Origin of the sequence: Altibacter sp. (genome assembly GCF_019913785.1) — a bacterium.
Taxonomy (GTDB): domain Bacteria; phylum Bacteroidota; class Bacteroidia; order Flavobacteriales; family Flavobacteriaceae; genus Altibacter.
The window spans coordinates 23,107-39,946 of sequence record NZ_JAIOHK010000072.1; the positions used below are offsets into that span (position 1 = coordinate 23,107).

Here is a 16,840-nt window from a genome sequence, read left to right on the forward strand (position 1 = left end):
GCTATGGATGTAATCGTAATTTTTTGCGCCCAATTTTTACAAATTTTTTAAAGCTTGTTTTATAATCATTTCCACTGTCGCGTCCGGGTTTTGCTGCACAATCTTGTCGCACACCTTTTCGACTTGTTTTCGAGCAAAGCCTAATGTCTCCAAAGCAGATAACGCTTCATTTTTATTCGTATTGCTCGAAACGGCAGAAACATCTTCCAAACCGTATACTTTTAAAATTTTATCTTTTAAGTCCAAAATTACACGTTGTGCTGTCTTTAGACCTATCCCTTTTACTGACTGAATTGTCACTACATCGTCTGCGGCAATTGCTTCGGTAACTTGTTGGGGTGAAAGAGACGATAGCATTGTTCTCGCCGTACTCGCTCCAACCCCAGAAACCGAGATCAATAATCTAAATATTTCACGCTCCGTAGGACTTGAAAACCCGTACAATGTATGAGCATCTTCACGAACCTGCAAATGCGTGTATAATTTTACATTTTCGCTAGTGGGGAGTTTGGAAAATGTATGCAACGAAATATGTATCAAATAACCTACACCATTACAGTCTATAACTACATCCGTTGGATTCTTCTCTACCAGTCTGCCCTGAATGTGGGTTATCATTCGTTAATAAAAAGTTAATGGCTCAAATATAGCATAATTATTTGTAGTCGCCACCCTTCAAAATATGAAAATATCGACTACTTCTTAGCCTTTGCCAACTCTCGTTCTCTTTTCTCCTTTTGCTGTGCATCTACTACCGAAACAGCTGCCATATTCACAATTTCTTCTACACTCGCACCTAATTGAAGGATATGAACCGGTTTACGCATCCCTAACATGATAGGCCCAATGGATTCTACATTATTTAGCTCTTTCAATAATTTATAGTTGCTATTCGCCGAATCCAAATTCGGAAATATTAATGCATTCACCTTTTTACCCGCTAACTTGGAGAAAGGAAACTTTTGTCGGAGCATTTCAGGATTCAACGCAAAATCGGTCTGCAATTCACCGTCAAGTATCATATCGGGATTCGATTTATGAAGTAATTCGACCGCCTCCCTCACCTTAGTGGCATGGGGATCTTTAGACGATCCAAAATTTCCATAGGAAATCATTGCGATCACAGGTTCAAGGCCAAACATCTTCATCGTATAGTTGGTCATTTGGGCAATTTTGGCCAATTCCTTAGCAGTTGGGTCAATATTAATAGAGGTATCCGAAAGGAACAAAGGACCTCTTTTGGTCAGCATCAAGTTGGTGGTAGCGACTTTGTTTACACCTTCAAATCTGCCAATCGTTTCCAAGACAGGACGCACTACCGATGGGTATGATCGGGAATAGCCGGAGATCATGGTATCGGCATCGCCAACGTTCAACATCATGGCCGCAAAATAATTTCGTTCACGCATTAACCGCTGGGCCGAATACAAGGTAATGCCGCTTCGTCTTCGACTTTTCCAAAATAGTTCGGCATAGGCATTCAATTTCTCGAGATTCTCATCACTTTTAGGATCGATAATCTCAACTTCGGCTTCATAATCGATCTGTTCCATGAGTTCATGGATAACATCTTTTCTTCCCAATAAAATTGGTTTTCCAATGCCTTCTTCCTGGACAATCTGGGCTGCTTTCAATACGTCCAGATGATCGGCTTCTGCAAAAACAATACGCTTGGGATTGGTTTTGGCCCGATTAATCAATAAGCGAACAATCTTGTTATCGCTCCCCATACGATTGTATAAATCGTCTTCATATTTTTCCCAATCTGAAATCGGCTCGGTGGCAACGCCACTATCCATAGCAGCTTTTGCTACTGCTGGAGGCACCGCGGCAATTAATCTTGGATCGAACGGTTTCGGAATTATATAGTCTTTCCCAAAGTTTAATTTGGTCTCTCCATAGGCAATATTTACCTGTTCCGGAACAGGTTGTTTCGCTAGATTCGCCAAGGCCTTTACCGCAGCCATTTTCATAGCTTCGTTGATCTTGGTCGCACGAACATCTAAGGCACCTCTGAAAATAAACGGAAAACCAAGAACGTTATTTACCTGATTGGGATGATCACTCCGTCCCGTCGCCATAATAATATCATCCCGGGTTTTTACAGCCAACTCGTATTCAATTTCAGGATCCGGATTTGCCATGGCAAAGACTATGGGGTTTTTCGCCATGCTTTTGAGCATTGGAGGGGTTACAATATTTGCTACCGAAAGTCCTACAAAGACATCGGCCTTTTTCATGGCCTGAGCTAATGTGTCTATTTTTCGCGCCGTGGCAAATTCTGCTTTTTCTTCTGAAAGTCCTTCACGGTCTTTTCGGATCACCCCGGTGCTGTCCAACATCACAATATTTTCAGCTTTAGCTCCAAAGGCTTTGTATAAACGTGTGCAGGAAACAGCGGCAGCACCTGCGCCACTTATCACTATGGAAACATCCTTTATTTTCTTTTTTGTTATTTCAAGAGCATTCAACAAAGCTGCTGCCGAAATAATAGCCGTCCCATGCTGATCGTCGTGCATGACGGGTATATCCAATTCGTTTTTAAGTCTACGCTCAATTTCGAAAGCTTCGGGCGCCTTTATATCTTCCAAATTGATACCGCCAAAGGTGGGTGCTATATTTTTTACAGTAGCGACAAATTCATCTATATTTTCGGTATTCACCTCAATATCAAAAACGTCTATATCGGCAAAAATCTTAAACAGCAAGCCCTTGCCCTCCATTACAGGTTTAGAAGCCTCAGGACCAATATTTCCGAGACCCAACACCGCAGTACCATTTGAGATAACCGCTACAAGATTTCCTTTGGCCGTATATTTATAGACATTCTTAACATCTTTCGCAATCTCCAAACAGGGTTCTGCCACGCCGGGGGAATAGGCTAAGGAAAGATCTCTTTGGGTAGCATATTTTTTGGTAGGTACTACCTGTATCTTACCCGGTTTAGGCTTTGCGTGATAAAGTAATGCTTCGCGACGTCTGCTTTGTTTGCTCATAGTAGTGATTAATCGTAATTACAAAGGTAAAAGGATCGCTGAAATGAAGAAATTTTCCCCGTTAATCTTTCAGGAAGTTTATGTTTCGTTGTAGGCCTGAAAATTTAGTTCTCTTCACAGGGCTTTTCTGAAATAATCGCTGAAAAACATCCTCGGTGATCTCTTCCCAATCTTTTTTAACCAAGGAAAGTAATTCGGGCTTTGGATTGAACAGTGGTTCGTTATGTGTTTTGCTGAAACGATTCCACGGACATACATCTTGGCAGATATCACAGCCAAACATCCAGTCGTCAAATTGTCCTCGAACGTCCGAAGGTATCTCATTTTTTAACTCAATGGTAAAATAGCTGATGCATTTACTGCCATCTACCACATAGGGAGCTACGATCGCTTCGGTGGGGCAGGCGTCGATACAGGCGGTACAGCCCCCACAATGATCGGTTACCGGACTGTCGTATTCCAGATCCAAATCTAGGATCAATTCGGCTATAAAATAAAAGGATCCCACCTGTTTGGTGAGTAAGTTGCTGTGTTTTCCTATCCAACCGAGCCCACTTTTTGCTGCCCAGGCCTTATCTAATACAGGAGCCGAATCGACAAAGGCACGTCCATGAACCTCCCCTATTTCTTCGGAAATAAATTCCATCAAGTGTTTCAACTTGTCTTTGATCACAAAATGGTAGTCGGTTCCGTAGGCGTATTTTGAAATTTTATAACTGTTTTCAGTTTGGGTTTCTGAAGGAAAATAATTCAGCAACAAGGAAATTACACTTTTCGAATCGGGAACCAGTTTTGTGGGATCCAACCGCTTGTCGAAGTGGTTTTCCATATATAGCATTTCCCCGTGCATTTGTCGTTCTAACCATTGCTCCAAGCGAGGAGCTTCTTCTTCTAAAAATTCAGCTTTGCTAATGCCACAGGAAAGAAATCCGAGGCGTTTGGCTTCGGATTTTATAAGTTGGGTATGTTCTTCTTTTAAGCTGATGGCGTAAAATTACTAAAACAAGCAATACCCAATTCAACTTTCCTAAAATATCGACAAATTATGAGAATCATTATTCAAACATCCAAACATCATTCTTTAAGGCAGAGCCCACTTTGCCGCCTGTGAGCCAAATTTTATCTTTATATACCGTTACTTCAAATCCGGTACGATCTAATAAAGCGGGAGAATTGGCAACGGCCACGTTCCAGATAACCCCATCTTCACTGTACCAAATGGACGGCACTGGTGTTGTGGAATCATCCGATCCCCCGAAAAGCCAGAGCTTTCCATCGTATTGTACAACTATATGCCCAAAACGAGGCCCAAAGGCTGCTGAAGAGGTTTCCTCTAGCCAAGAAATACCATCAGAACTTGACCAAACATCTTGAAATGCTAATGACGGTAGTCCACCGCCAATGACCCATAATTTATTTTTAAAAGATACCAATTGGTGTAAGGCTCGAGCCGTAAAGGCTGCATTCTGAGTAGCAACATTCCATGTTCCCCCATCTTGGCTTACCCAAGCATCGTTAAAAAAAGAAGTGTTATAGCCCCCTACGACCCAAATTTTATCGTCTAAGGTGGCGCTTTCCGTAATCCGAGGCCCAAAAGGTGCATTATTGAGCAACTGAGTCCAACCAACCCCATCATTGGAAAACCATACATCATCAGACACCCCATTGGAGGAGTTGCCACCAATGAGATACATTTTATCATTTAATTCTACTAGTGAAAAACTATCTCCCTTTCCAAAAGCTGCTGCCGGGGTTTCGTTGACCCACAATGCCCCGTCCTGGGTGGACCATACATCGTTATATTGGTCGCTAAAATCCAGACCCCCCAACAAAAACAATTTGTTCTGGAAAGTAAAGGTTGCGTGAAAGCCCCTTGGCGCAAAACCAGCTGCGGGATTCACTTGCTGGCCTAGGGTAATATTGCGAGTTGTAAAAAAGAAAGGCAATGTAGCGGTTTCACCGCCTTTGCCGTCCTTGGCCACCACGTACCATGAATATTCTTGAATAAGCGAAAGAAGTGTCGTCAACTGAAATTCAGTAGTTGGAAGATTATCAGCAATTAATTGATCTTCTTCCGAAAGCTTTTGTAAGTACAATGAATACGTAACCGCATCTCCGTCTGGATCAATGGCAGCTTCCCAACTGAGCTGTGGCATTCTGTCCACATTCTCCGATTGGTTTGCTACTGTTAGAAGGGCAAAATCATTGGGTGGGTAATTCCCCGAACTACCTCCGTCGTCGTTTCCGCCACAGCCTAGCAGGGCTGAGGTTCCCAACGTAAGTGAAATAATTAATTTTTTCATGGCTTTGCTATTAATGGATGAGACCGAAATTTCATTCAAGTTTATACCATTAAAAATAAGCTATATTTTTGTTTTCTAATAAGTTACTCCATTTTTTAACTTAGAAAAATCAAGGTGCTTGGCTTCGTTTTAAATGACGGCTATTTTTGCAATTACACATGATTATTGAAGAATTTAAATCTATAAAGTTTGTAAGGTCATTGTGGAACCCACCTAGAGGGTTAAAAAAGTCCGCCCTGAGTTGGGCCTTTTAATTTGCCAAGGTGTTTATAAGCTGCTTCGGTTACTTCACGACCACGCGGGGTTCGCATAATAAAACCTTGTTGAATCAAAAAAGGTTCGTATACCTCTTCAATGGTTTCCGCACTTTCAGAAACGGCCGTGGCAAGGGTGGTTATTCCTACCGGGCCACCTTTAAACTTATCGATGATGGTAGATAGGATCTTGTTATCCATTTCATCTAAGCCATGTGCATCTACTTGTAAGGCTTCTAAACCAAATTTCGCAATTTTAATATCGATCTCTCCATTGCTTTTTATTTGAGCGAAGTCACGAACACGCCTTAGTAAAGCATTTGCAATTCGAGGGGTTCCTCTGCTTCGCCCCGCTATCTCAATAGCCGCTTCCATGGAGATAGGAACTTTCAATATTCCGGCACTTCGCTGAACAATTGTAGTCAACAATTCGGTGGTATAGTATTGTAATCTCGATGAAATTCCAAATCGCGCTCGCATAGGTGCCGTTAGCAAGCCGGAACGTGTTGTTGCTCCTACTAAGGTAAATGGTGCCAAATTGATCTGTACCGAACGAGCATTCGGACCTGACTCAATCATAATATCGATCTTGTAATCCTCCATGGCCGAATACAAATATTCTTCGACAATGGGGCTCAAACGGTGGATTTCATCAATGAAGAGTACATCGCGTTCATCGAGGTTGGTGAGCAGCCCGGCCAAATCGCCCGGTTTATCCAAAACTGGTCCGGAAGTAACCTTGATACCCACTTGCAATTCGTTTGCAAGAATATAGGCTAGAGTCGTTTTCCCTAAACCGGGAGGTCCGTGGAACAAGGTATGATCTAATGCTTCGTCACGTTGGTTAGCAGCTTGTACAAACACCTGCAGGTTTTCCAATGCCTGGTCCTGACCCGTAAAATCATCGAAGCTAAGAGGTCGCAGTTTTTGCTCTATTTCGAGTTCTTGAGGAGTTAACTCGTCTCCGCTTGCATCTAGGTGTTCGTTCATATCACAAATATACGAATCGAATCGCTACACTCGAATAGAATTTTAAATGCGATTCAAAAACAAAAAACTGCTTCTGTAGCACTATTATCTCTATTGCTTTTCGTTCTCTCTTACCGGTAAAATTTTAACTGTTAAAAAAATTTCGATTAGGTAAATATCCTGAATGTGAACCCTCGATTCCTACTAGTTTTTCCGTACAAAAAAACCCTTTCAGTGATGAAAGGGTTTTTTAGGATAAATTTTTCAAGTTTAATGATGTAATTCTTCTTCGTTTTCCTGCAACGGAATATGTTGTGGTACAAAATCTTGCCCAGGAATTACATAATCGGTTTCGTCTTTGTTCATCTTACTATAGTCATAAGACCAGCGGTGTACATGCGGAATTGGACCGTCCCAGTTTCCGTGAATGTGTTTGATCTCTGCAGTCCATTCGAGGGTGTTAGAGTTCCATGGGTTTTTAGGCCCTTTCTTTCCGTAGAACATAGAGTGGATGAAATTGTATAAGAAGACCAACTGTGCGGCGGCTGTAATAATGGCAAAGATAGTAATCACTACATTCACATCGGCTAGATCGTCAAAATAGGGGAAATTGGTATTGGTATAATAACGTCTTGGCAAACCAGCCATTCCAATGAAGTGCATCGGGAAGAAAATTCCGTAGGCACCGATAGCCGTTATCCAGAAGTGTACATAGCCTAATTTCTTATTCATCATTCTACTCTCGAACATTTTCGGGAACCAGTGATATACCCCTGCAAAAAGGCCATACAGCGCCGAAATACCCATTACCAAGTGGAAGTGAGCTACAACGAAATACGTATCGTGAACGTTTATATCTAATGCACTATCTCCTAGGATAATTCCGGTAAGACCCCCGGAAATAAAGGTAGAAACAAAGCCAATTGAAAACAGCATGGCCGTGTTCATTTGGAGGTTTCCTTTCCATAAGGTAGTTATCCAGTTAAAGGCTTTTACTGCTGAAGGAATTGCAATTAATAAGGTGGTAAATGTAAATACCGAACCTAAGAACGGATTCATCCCTGTAACAAACATATGGTGTCCCCATACTATGGTCGAAAGAAATGCAATCGCCAAAATTGAAGCTACCATTGCCCTATAACCAAAGATGGGTTTTCGGGAATTGGTTGCCATAATTTCAGAAACGAGACCCATCGCCGGAAGAATAACAATATAAACTTCGGGATGTCCCAAGAACCAAAATAGGTGTTCGAACAAAACCGGAGATCCCCCTTGATTGTGCAACACCTCTCCTGCTATGTATATATCGGAAAGGAAAAAGGAAGTTCCAAAACTCCTATCCATAATCAACATTAACGCAGCCGAAAGTAGTACCGGGAAGGACACTACCCCAATGATTGCCGTAACAAAAAACGCCCAAATAGTAAGTGGAAGTCGTGTCATGGACATTCCTTTAGTACGTAGGTTCAATACCGTAACAATATAGTTTAATGCTCCTAATAAAGAAGAAGCAATAAAAATAGCCATAGACACCAACCATAAGGTCATTCCTGCACCCGATCCGGGAATAGCTTGCGGTAAGGCACTTAAAGGTGGGTAAATGGTCCATCCTGCTGATGCCGGACCTGCCTCTACGAATAGCGACAATACCATAAATACACTCGAAAGGAAGAACAACCAGTAAGAGATCATGTTCAAGAAGCCGGATGCCATATCACGTGCTCCAATTTGAAGTGGAATTAACAGGTTACTGAACGTACCACTTAAACCTGCAGTAAGTACGAAAAACACCATAATTGTACCGTGAATCGTAACCAAGGCCAAATAGACGCTTGGATCCATCACGCCTCCTTCACCCCATTTACCTAAAAGTATTTCGTAAATTGTAAATTGGTGATCAGGCCAAGCCAATTGCAATCTAAATAAAAGCGACATGGCAATACCTATGATTCCCATGAACAAACCGGTGATGAGGTATTGCTTGGAAATCATTTTGTGATCTTGGCTAAAGATATATTTAGTTACAAATGTCTCTTTGTGATGATGCCCGTGATCGTCGTGGTGATCTTCTGCGTGGTCGTGTTCGTGTGCTGACATATCTTTTAAGCTATTTTATTATTGTTTTAGGGTTTGGGCCAAGGTAGCTTGACCGGCCATCCAAGCTTTGTAATCTTCTTCCGATTCAACTATAATTTTCATTTGCATATTATAGTGGTTGGTTCCACAAATCTTATTACACAGTAACATATAATCAAACTCGTAAGGTTCTAAAGGCTCTTCGCCCTTTGCCGCTAAATCGACATTTTTCTTTTGACGTAATTCATTGATATTAGCAACTTTAGCAACAATATGGTCATTTTGGCGCATCTCTTCCGTAGTGATTGTTGGTGTGTATGCAAATTGCGTTATCATCCCGGGGACACAGTTCATTTGTGCCCGAAAGTGAGGCATATATGCTGAATGTAATACATCCTGAGATCTCATTTTGAAAACTACTTTCCTACCTACCGGTAAATGCAATTCGTTTACGATAACATCATCTTGTGCGTTGGGGTCGGAAGCATCCACTCCTAATTGATTTACTCCTTCAATCAAACGAACATTGGCTTCGCCTAAGGTATTATCATTTCCACCGTAACGCGCACGCCAATCGAATTGATAGGCATATAATTCGACTACCAGTGGATCGTCATCGGTATCAATGTTCATAATATCTGACCACGTAAACAATCCATAGATAATTAATCCCGCTAATACGATTACCGGAATGATGGTCCAGATAAATTCTAATTTGTCGTTATCGGCATAGAACAAAGCCTTTTTATTCTTTTCTCCTTTGTATTTAAAGGCAAAATAATGCAATAACCACTGTGTAATGATACCTACAAAAAAGATAAGGATCATAGAGACCAGCATGAGGTTATCAATTCCAACCCCATGTTCAGAAGCAGAATCAGGCAGCAATACATCGAACCATTTCCAGAAGCAAATGGCAAGTATCAAATAAATTAACAGGACAAAGCCCAACATTAACCATCCGTTAATGTTATTGTCTTTATCGGAGGCTATTTCGGAGGTATTTGATTGCTTGGCTTTGGACATTTCGAATATCTTGCCCATTTGCCAAATGGCAACTCCAAAAAGAATGATTACTAATACAACTAAAAATGCGGTCATCGTTATCTATCTCTAACTATTAATTAATAATGAAAATTCTTGCTCTCCTTTACAAACGGATTGTTTTTCACTAATAATGGTGCTTTTGTAAGTGCTGTAAATACAACAAATACAAAGAGACCAAAGAAAAACAATACGGAACTTATTTCAGGAATTCCAATATTCCATGAAGTACCTACCGTTCCAGGAGTGATCATTAAATAAACATCTATATAGTGTCCCGCCAAGATCACGATTCCGGCGAGGATCACAAACCAATTAACTCGTTTATAATCACTGTTCATTAATAACAAAACTGGGAATACGAAGTTCATGGCTACCATTCCGAAGAAAGGTAATTTAAAGTCTTCAATTCGCGTTACGAAATACGTCACTTCTTCAGGAATATTTGCATACCAAATCAACATAAATTGTGAGAACCACAAATACGTCCAGAAGATACTGAAAGCAAACATGTATTTTGCCAGATCATGAATATGACTGTTGTTTACAAACTCTAAATATCCTTTAGATTTTAAGTAGATAGTTATCATGGCTATTACCGTGATAGCACAAACAAACATACCGGCGAATACATACCATCCAAATAGGGTACTGAACCAGTGTGGGTCGAAACTCATTATCCAATCCCACGACATGACAGATTCAGTATAGATAAAGAACACCAAAAATCCTGCTGATATCTTAAAATTTTTCTTGAACAACCTGTTGTCGGTTGCGTCGTCCATTTTTCTTGAATTCTTAACTGCAAAATGACGATACAACATCCACCCGCCAAGGAAGATGGCCGCTCTAATAAGCATCCCTGTACCATTTAGCCAGCCGGCTTTTCCTTGCAATAATTTGTCATGTGCCACTACTTCGGGATCTGCCCAAACAAACAGGTGATTTATATGCAATCCGGAAAGGGCTAACAAAACAAACATAATAATACCTCCCGGCACTAAATACGCTGTGATGGCTTCCATTACTCTAAAGAGCACCGGTGACCATCCTGCTTGTGATGCCCATTGGATTGCATAAAATGCCAAACAACCCAAGGCAATCATAAAAAAGAAAAAGCAGGCGATATATAGCGCAGACCAAGGTTTGTTTTGCAATTGGTGCAGCGTATGCAATAAGTGAGCTTCTTCACTATCGACAGCCGCCTCTTCATGATTACCTGCGGCTTCAGCATTAACAGCATGCGTATCTCCATCTTGTTCGGCAATTTCACCGTGACTATCGCCGTGCGCAGCCATCATTTCTTTAACCTCGGCAGTGGTGCTTGGAGTAGTAAGAAATCCTGAAATGATACCAATGGCACCAACCACCATAAAAATGATCGCAAACAGTTTTAATTTATTTGGTAGCGTATACATATCTTTAGCTATTCTCTTTATTCTTTAATTAATCTTGTTCTGAACCTGTTGTTTCAGTCATCGTATTTTCGGTCGCCGTAAGCGTATTGGCCTGTGCTGAATCCATCACTTGAGTCATCAATCCCGGCTCGCCTTTCAGGGCTGCCTTTAAATTTAGCACATGCTGGCCAATTTGCCAACGTTCTAATTCATTGGTCTGAGATGCATGTGATCCCATGGCATTAAGGCCGTACATTTGAACGTGGTAAATCCCCCCTTCGGTAATATTTCTACCGGGGTCCGCATAACTTGGAATTCCTAAGAACTTTTCGCGCTGCGATAAAATCCCCTGACCATCACCTGTCTTTCCATGACACACAGCACAATAAATCGCATATAATTGTTCGCCGGCTAGTAAGTTTGCTTCCGTTACAGGAATTGGACTTTTCAATTCGGCTTTGGCCAATTCTAATCCTGCGGTTGAATTTTCATAATTATAGGGTTGCCATCCTCTTGGAATAGATCCATCTACAGGCAACATGGCTGCCATCCCATCTGGGAAAATTTCGTAATCTCCGTAGGTTTCGTATCCAACCGGCTCATACATATTAGGCATGTACTGATAATTAGGGCTATTATTGTTAAAACAAGAAACCAATAGCACCGAAGCAACTAAAGCAATACCTATGTTTATACTATTTCTCATATTAGTGGTCTTCTTCTTTTTCAATTATACTAATTTCCAACGCTCCTGTATCGTATAAGAATTTTGATAGGGCATCCACATCGTGTTGTCCTGCGTCGATTGCCATTAAGAAATGGTCATCGGTTGTTCTTACATCCGGGTTTTCGGCTTTTTTGAATGGCCAAAGTTTGCTTCGCATATAGAAGGTAATTACCATAAGGTGTGCTGCAAAGAAAACGGTCATTTCAAACATAATTGGCACAAAAGCCGGCATGTTTGCTATATAACTAAAGCTCGGTTTTCCTCCAATATCCTGTGGCCAATCTTGTATCATGATATAATCCATCATCACAATGGATACAGCAAGTCCTACGAGTCCATAAAGAAACGAGGTGATTGCAATACGTGTATCGGCCAAGCCCATTGCTTTTTCTAGCCCATGCACCGGAAAAGGTGTATAAATTTCCTCAATATGGTAGTGCTCATTACGTACCTGTTTTACGGCGTGTAATAAGATATCATCGTCGTTATAAATAGCGTGAATCACTTTCGATGCCATATTATTCGTTGTTTTTAGATGTTGATCCTTTTTTCCCTGCTTCATCATAATGATTCGCATCATCTCCCTGCTCTGCTCTTAGTTTCTTGTATTTGCTTCCGGAGGATTTCATAATTGATTTTACTTCAGCCTGAGCAATTACCGGGAACGTTCTTGAGTACAATAGGAATAATACAAAGAAGAATCCAATAGTTCCTATAAATATACCTATATCTACAAAGGTAGGCGAGAACATCGTCCAAGAAGATGGCAGATAATCTCGGTGTAGCGATGTAACAATAATAACAAAACGCTCAAACCACATTCCAATGTTTACAACAATCGAAATAAAGAACGAGAACATGATACTTGTCCGCAGTTTCTTAAACCACATAAACTGAGGCGAGAATACGTTACAGGTCATCATGGCCCAGTACGCCCACCAATAAGGACCCGTAGCACGATTTAAAAAAGCATATTGTTCATATTCAACACCCGAATACCAAGCGATGAATAATTCGGTCATATAGGCTACCCCCACAATAGAACCCGTAATCATAATTACGATGTTCATTAATTCGATATGCTGTACGGTAATATAATCTTCCAAATTCGACACCTTACGCATAATAATAAGTAAGGTGTTTACCATCGCAAATCCTGAAAATACTGCCCCGGCAACAAAGTAAGGCGGGAAGATGGTAGTATGCCATCCCGGAATCACCGATGTAGCAAAGTCAAAGGATACAATGGTGTGTACCGAAAGTACCAGCGGTGTAGCCAAACCTGCCAAAACCAAAGAAACTTCTTCGAAACGTTGCCAGTCTTTTGCTCGTCCACTCCATCCGAAGGATAAAATGCTATACACACGCTTTGTAAACGGTGTGATTGCACGGTCACGGATCATGGCAAAGTCGGGTAGCAATCCAGTCCACCAGAATACTAAGGATACCGATAGATAGGTAGAAATTGCAAATACGTCCCAAAGCAATGGTGAGTTAAAGTTCACCCATAGCGAACCAAACTGGTTAGGAATGGGTAAAACCCAATACGCCAACCAAGGACGACCCATGTGAATAATAGGAAATAAACCTGCTTGGATCACCGAGAAGATAGTCATCGCCTCCGCCGAACGGTTAACTCCCATTCTCCATTTTTGTCGGAAGAGTAAGAGTACTGCCGAGATCAGCGTCCCTGCGTGTCCAATACCTACCCACCAAACAAAGTTAGTAATATCCCAAGCCCAGTTGACGGTCTTGTTCAAACCCCAAACCCCAATTCCAGTGGAAACGGTATAAATAATACATCCTATACCCCATAGCAGGGCAACAAGGGCGATTGTAAATACAATCCACCAGGATCTATTGGCCTTGCCTTCTACAGGTCTGGCCACATCCACAGTAACATCGTGATAGGATTTATCTCCCGTAACTAAGGGTCTTCTTATAGGTGCTTCGTAATGCGACGCCATATCTTATTTACTATTTCTTAGTTATTTAAACTTCTTTTGAATTTCTTATTTTGGCCTGGTACATAACATTTGGTTTTGTTCCCACGGCTTCCAATAAGTGATACATTCTATTATCTTTTGTCTTTTCGAATACTAAACTATCGTAATCATTTACATCACCAAATACCATAGCGCCTTTGTCACAAGCCGAAGAACAAGCCGTCTGGAACTCTCCATCCTTTATCTGTCTTCCATCGCGTTTCGCATCTAAGATTGTTTTTTGTGTTTTCTGAATACACATAGAACATTTCTCCATAACTCCTCTGGATCGAACCACAACATCCGGATTCAATACCATACGCCCAAGATCATTGTTCATATTGTAATCAAACTCATCGTTTTCGGCATACAAGAACCAGTTGAAACGACGTACTTTATACGGACAGTTGTTTGCACAGTAACGTGTTCCCACACAACGGTTATACGCCATATGGTTTTGACCTTGACGTCCGTGTGATGTTGCCGCTACCGGACATACTGTTTCACAAGGTGCATGATTACAATGCTGACACATTACCGGCTGGAACGCAACTTGAGGGTTGTCTGCAGGGTTTTCCATTTCACTATACTCTGAAAGTGAACTTCCCAATCCGGAAATACTTTCCTTTTTAACGGCATCACCTTCGAAAGATTCTTCACTCGAGTAATACCGATCTATACGAAGCCAGTGCATATCACGACTCATGCGTACTTCTTTTTTACCCACTACAGGCACATTGTTCTCTGCATGACATGCGATAACACAGGCTCCACAACCCGTACATGCATTTAAATCGATCGACAGGTTAAAATGATGCCCAACTGAACGATCAAATGATTCCCAAAGATCTGCATCTGGTGAGGTCACAGGAATTTCCTTATGATCTTTAGATACCATTGGCATGGCATTCCATACTTCAGGCTTTTCCGCTTTAAATATTTCGAGGGAAGTTTCACGAATGATATCTCTTCCCATCATGGTATTGTGTAGCTGAACACAGGCAAACTCGTGCATGCCTCCTGCTTTTTCAAGGCTTACATTCTGAACCGATGAAAAATTCTGATACAAGGCATAGGCGTTTACTCCTGTCTGCATCTCCTCCTGTATGCTATCCGTTTTTCCGTAACCTAGTGCTAAGCCAATTGTTCCTTTTGCCTGACCCGGCTGGATCAAGGCGGGAATTTTTTCAATCACAATATCGCCCATCATTAAATTGACGTAACTTCCGTTCAATCCACCATTGGCAACATGAACGTTCTCTATGCCCATATCGGCTGCATCGTTTGCCGAAATGGCAACATAGTTATCCCAGGTAGTTCTGGTAATTGGATCCGGCATTTCTTGCAACCAAGGGTTGTTCGCCTGAGATCCATCACCCATTGCGGTTTTGGTATAAAGGGTAAGTGCAAATCCTCCTTCTTGAATAGATGAAGAAAGTGCTCCATTCGCCGTATTGCTTTCTAAAGAAACAGTTCCTTCGGAAGCGGGTGTCGGCTCCATAGATACTTCAGCATCACTCAACAACACTCCATCGTGTAAGGCTTGGCTCCATGAAGTACCGCCTAAAACGGCCGCCCAGGTTTCTTTAATATAATCGTAGTAATTTTTTGAGTTTCCAGTCCATTTCAATAAGGTATCCTGAAATTGTCTTGTATTGAATAAGGGACGAATCGTGGGTTGCATTAAACTGAAAACACCTTTTTTCATTTGAAGATCTCCCCAAGCTTCTAGGTAATGAGGCGTAGCCGCCACCATTTTTGCAGCTGAAGCTGTAGCATCCAATCTCATAGAGAACGCAAGGGACATATCAAGATTTGCATAGGCTTCGGCAAATGCGGTATTTGGGAAAGAATACACCGGGTCAACACCTACTGTAATCAATCCTTTAACTGTTCCGGCAATAACTCCGTTCATCACGCCAATGACTTCAGCAGTATTCCCCATACGGGTCATCCTAGGCTTATCAGTATCCATGACCGCACTTCCTTCGTTGCATTCCAACGCCATTTTTTGAGCGTCTACATCGGGTAGTCCGGTAATTACAACACCTTTATTTCCTGCCGCCTTTAGTTGTGCTTTTGCATTTTCAACCGCAGTCATGATATGCTCAGGTAAGCCTGTTGCACTTCCTCCGGTCAACGCTTTTAAAATCTCTTTTTGCTGAGCAGGAGTTGCCGGCACTCTTTTATCGGCATTGGCTCCTGAAAGGCTCATATTTGCTTCAAACTGAATGTGGCGAGACATCTTGCCCTCCTTCGGAACACGACCTTGCGCATATCCTGCATCGTAGCCACCCCCTTGCCAATCACCTAAGAAATCGGCTCCCACAGAAACAATTACTTCGGCTTTTGAAAAATCGTAATCGGCCAAGCCTCTTGAGCCATATTTAGCTTGAAAAGCATCCAATGCTTCGGAAGCAGATACGGTATCGTATACTACATGGCGAACATTAGGGTACTTGGCTGTAAATTCAGCAATCAATTTCGAAGTTGAAGGACTCGCAAACGTTTGTGTTAGCAAGACAATTTCTTGCCCCTTCATCGCTTCTAGTTTCGCAGCCACCTCAGCATCAAATTCGTCCCAGGTCATTTCGTTGCCGTCAACAAGTGGTACCGGCAATCTGTTCTTGTCATAAAGAGATAATACAGAAGCCTGTACACGTGCATTTACACCTCCTAATTTGGAGAGTTCATTTCGCTCTATTTTAATAGGGCGGCCTTCACGAGTTTTAACCAAAACATTTGCAAAGTCGAAACCATCTGCTATCGAAGTAGCGTAGTAATTTGCTACACCAGGAACAATTTCATCTGGTGCCACTACATAAGGAATGGATTTAATCACCGGACCTTCACAGGCTGCCAAAGAAGCTGCCGCCGTTGTAAATCCAACATATTTTAAGAAATCGCGACGTGTTGTTGAAGAAGCTTCTAAGGCCTCCTTATCCCCTAAAAATTCATCGGTAGGGATCTGTTCTACAAACTCATTCTGTTGTAGCGTCTCAACAATCGAGCTGTTTTCGTTTAGCTCTTCAACACTTTTCCAGTATTTCTTGTTTGATGCCATATTGTTACTGTAATTATCTTTTGTT

At 41.6% G+C, this 16,840-nt stretch carries 12 protein-coding genes; all 12 read right to left on the minus strand.

What is annotated here, in order from left to right:
* Window positions 1-36 precede the first annotated feature (36 nt).
* The 12 genes from ruvA to K8F54_RS12755 all read right to left on the minus strand — a co-directional run bounded on the left by ruvA (window position 37) and on the right by K8F54_RS12755 (window position 16,815).
* The gene (ruvA, locus tag K8F54_RS12700) at window positions 37-618 is read right to left on the minus strand and encodes a Holliday junction branch migration protein RuvA (protein WP_290791523.1); all 582 of its coding nucleotides are present in this window, start codon (window positions 616-618) and stop codon (window positions 37-39) included.
* Between the two features lie 77 nt (window positions 619-695).
* The gene (locus tag K8F54_RS12705; protein ID WP_290791525.1) at window positions 696-2,996 is read right to left on the minus strand and encodes an NADP-dependent malic enzyme; all 2,301 of its coding nucleotides are present in this window, start codon (window positions 2,994-2,996) and stop codon (window positions 696-698) included.
* Between the two features lie 61 nt (window positions 2,997-3,057).
* Window positions 3,058-3,981, minus strand: a complete 924-nt coding sequence (gene queG, locus K8F54_RS12710) for a tRNA epoxyqueuosine(34) reductase QueG (protein ID WP_290791661.1) — start codon at window positions 3,979-3,981, stop codon at window positions 3,058-3,060.
* 70 nt (window positions 3,982-4,051) lie between these two features.
* A complete protein-coding gene (locus K8F54_RS12715; protein ID WP_290791527.1) occupies window positions 4,052-5,299 on the minus strand; it encodes a hypothetical protein in 1,248 nt (415 codons plus the stop codon).
* A 221-nt stretch (window positions 5,300-5,520) separates the two neighbouring features.
* On the minus strand, window positions 5,521-6,543 hold the full coding sequence (gene ruvB, locus K8F54_RS12720) for a Holliday junction branch migration DNA helicase RuvB (protein ID WP_290791529.1): 1,023 nt from the start codon (window positions 6,541-6,543) through the stop codon (window positions 5,521-5,523).
* Window positions 6,544-6,792: 249 nt separating this feature from the next.
* The gene (locus tag K8F54_RS12725) at window positions 6,793-8,619 is read right to left on the minus strand and encodes a cbb3-type cytochrome c oxidase subunit I (protein WP_290791531.1); all 1,827 of its coding nucleotides are present in this window, start codon (window positions 8,617-8,619) and stop codon (window positions 6,793-6,795) included.
* Between the two features lie 18 nt (window positions 8,620-8,637).
* Entirely contained in the window at window positions 8,638-9,699 is a 1,062-nt protein-coding gene (locus K8F54_RS12730) for a cytochrome c oxidase subunit II (protein ID WP_290791533.1), read from the minus strand.
* A 23-nt stretch (window positions 9,700-9,722) separates the two neighbouring features.
* The gene (locus K8F54_RS12735; RefSeq protein ID WP_290791535.1) at window positions 9,723-11,060 is read right to left on the minus strand and encodes a quinol:cytochrome C oxidoreductase; all 1,338 of its coding nucleotides are present in this window, start codon (window positions 11,058-11,060) and stop codon (window positions 9,723-9,725) included.
* A gap of 28 nt (window positions 11,061-11,088) precedes the next feature.
* The gene (locus tag K8F54_RS12740) at window positions 11,089-11,745 is read right to left on the minus strand and encodes a cytochrome c (RefSeq protein WP_290791537.1); all 657 of its coding nucleotides are present in this window, start codon (window positions 11,743-11,745) and stop codon (window positions 11,089-11,091) included.
* 1 nt (window position 11,746) lies between these two features.
* Window positions 11,747-12,283 (minus strand): DUF3341 domain-containing protein, encoded by a 537-nt coding sequence (locus K8F54_RS12745; protein WP_290791539.1) that lies wholly within the window; start codon window positions 12,281-12,283, stop codon window positions 11,747-11,749.
* A gap of 1 nt (window position 12,284) precedes the next feature.
* Window positions 12,285-13,733: an NrfD/PsrC family molybdoenzyme membrane anchor subunit gene (gene nrfD / locus K8F54_RS12750; RefSeq protein ID WP_290791541.1), complete on the minus strand. Its 1,449-nt coding sequence runs from the start codon at window positions 13,731-13,733 to the stop codon at window positions 12,285-12,287.
* 25 nt (window positions 13,734-13,758) lie between these two features.
* Window positions 13,759-16,815, minus strand: a complete 3,057-nt coding sequence (locus tag K8F54_RS12755; RefSeq protein ID WP_290791543.1) for a TAT-variant-translocated molybdopterin oxidoreductase — start codon at window positions 16,813-16,815, stop codon at window positions 13,759-13,761.
* Between the last annotated feature and the right edge of the window lie 25 nt (window positions 16,816-16,840).

Coding starts and splice junctions, on each gene's coding strand:
- K8F54_RS12740 (WP_290791537.1), bottom strand. CDS start 11,745: ATGAGAAATAGTATAAACATAGGTATTGCTTTAGTTGCTTCGGTGCTA.
- K8F54_RS12705 (WP_290791525.1), bottom strand. CDS start 2,996: ATGAGCAAACAAAGCAGACGTCGCGAAGCATTACTTTATCACGCAAAG.
- K8F54_RS12715 (WP_290791527.1), bottom strand. CDS start 5,299: ATGAAAAAATTAATTATTTCACTTACGTTGGGAACCTCAGCCCTGCTA.
- ruvA (WP_290791523.1), bottom strand. CDS start 618: ATGATAACCCACATTCAGGGCAGACTGGTAGAGAAGAATCCAACGGAT.
- K8F54_RS12725 (WP_290791531.1), bottom strand. CDS start 8,619: ATGTCAGCACACGAACACGACCACGCAGAAGATCACCACGACGATCAC.
- nrfD (WP_290791541.1), bottom strand. CDS start 13,733: ATGGCGTCGCATTACGAAGCACCTATAAGAAGACCCTTAGTTACGGGA.
- ruvB (WP_290791529.1), bottom strand. CDS start 6,543: ATGAACGAACACCTAGATGCAAGCGGAGACGAGTTAACTCCTCAAGAA.
- K8F54_RS12735 (WP_290791535.1), bottom strand. CDS start 11,060: ATGTATACGCTACCAAATAAATTAAAACTGTTTGCGATCATTTTTATG.
- K8F54_RS12755 (WP_290791543.1), bottom strand. CDS start 16,815: ATGGCATCAAACAAGAAATACTGGAAAAGTGTTGAAGAGCTAAACGAA.
- K8F54_RS12730 (WP_290791533.1), bottom strand. CDS start 9,699: ATGACCGCATTTTTAGTTGTATTAGTAATCATTCTTTTTGGAGTTGCC.
- K8F54_RS12745 (WP_290791539.1), bottom strand. CDS start 12,283: ATGGCATCGAAAGTGATTCACGCTATTTATAACGACGATGATATCTTA.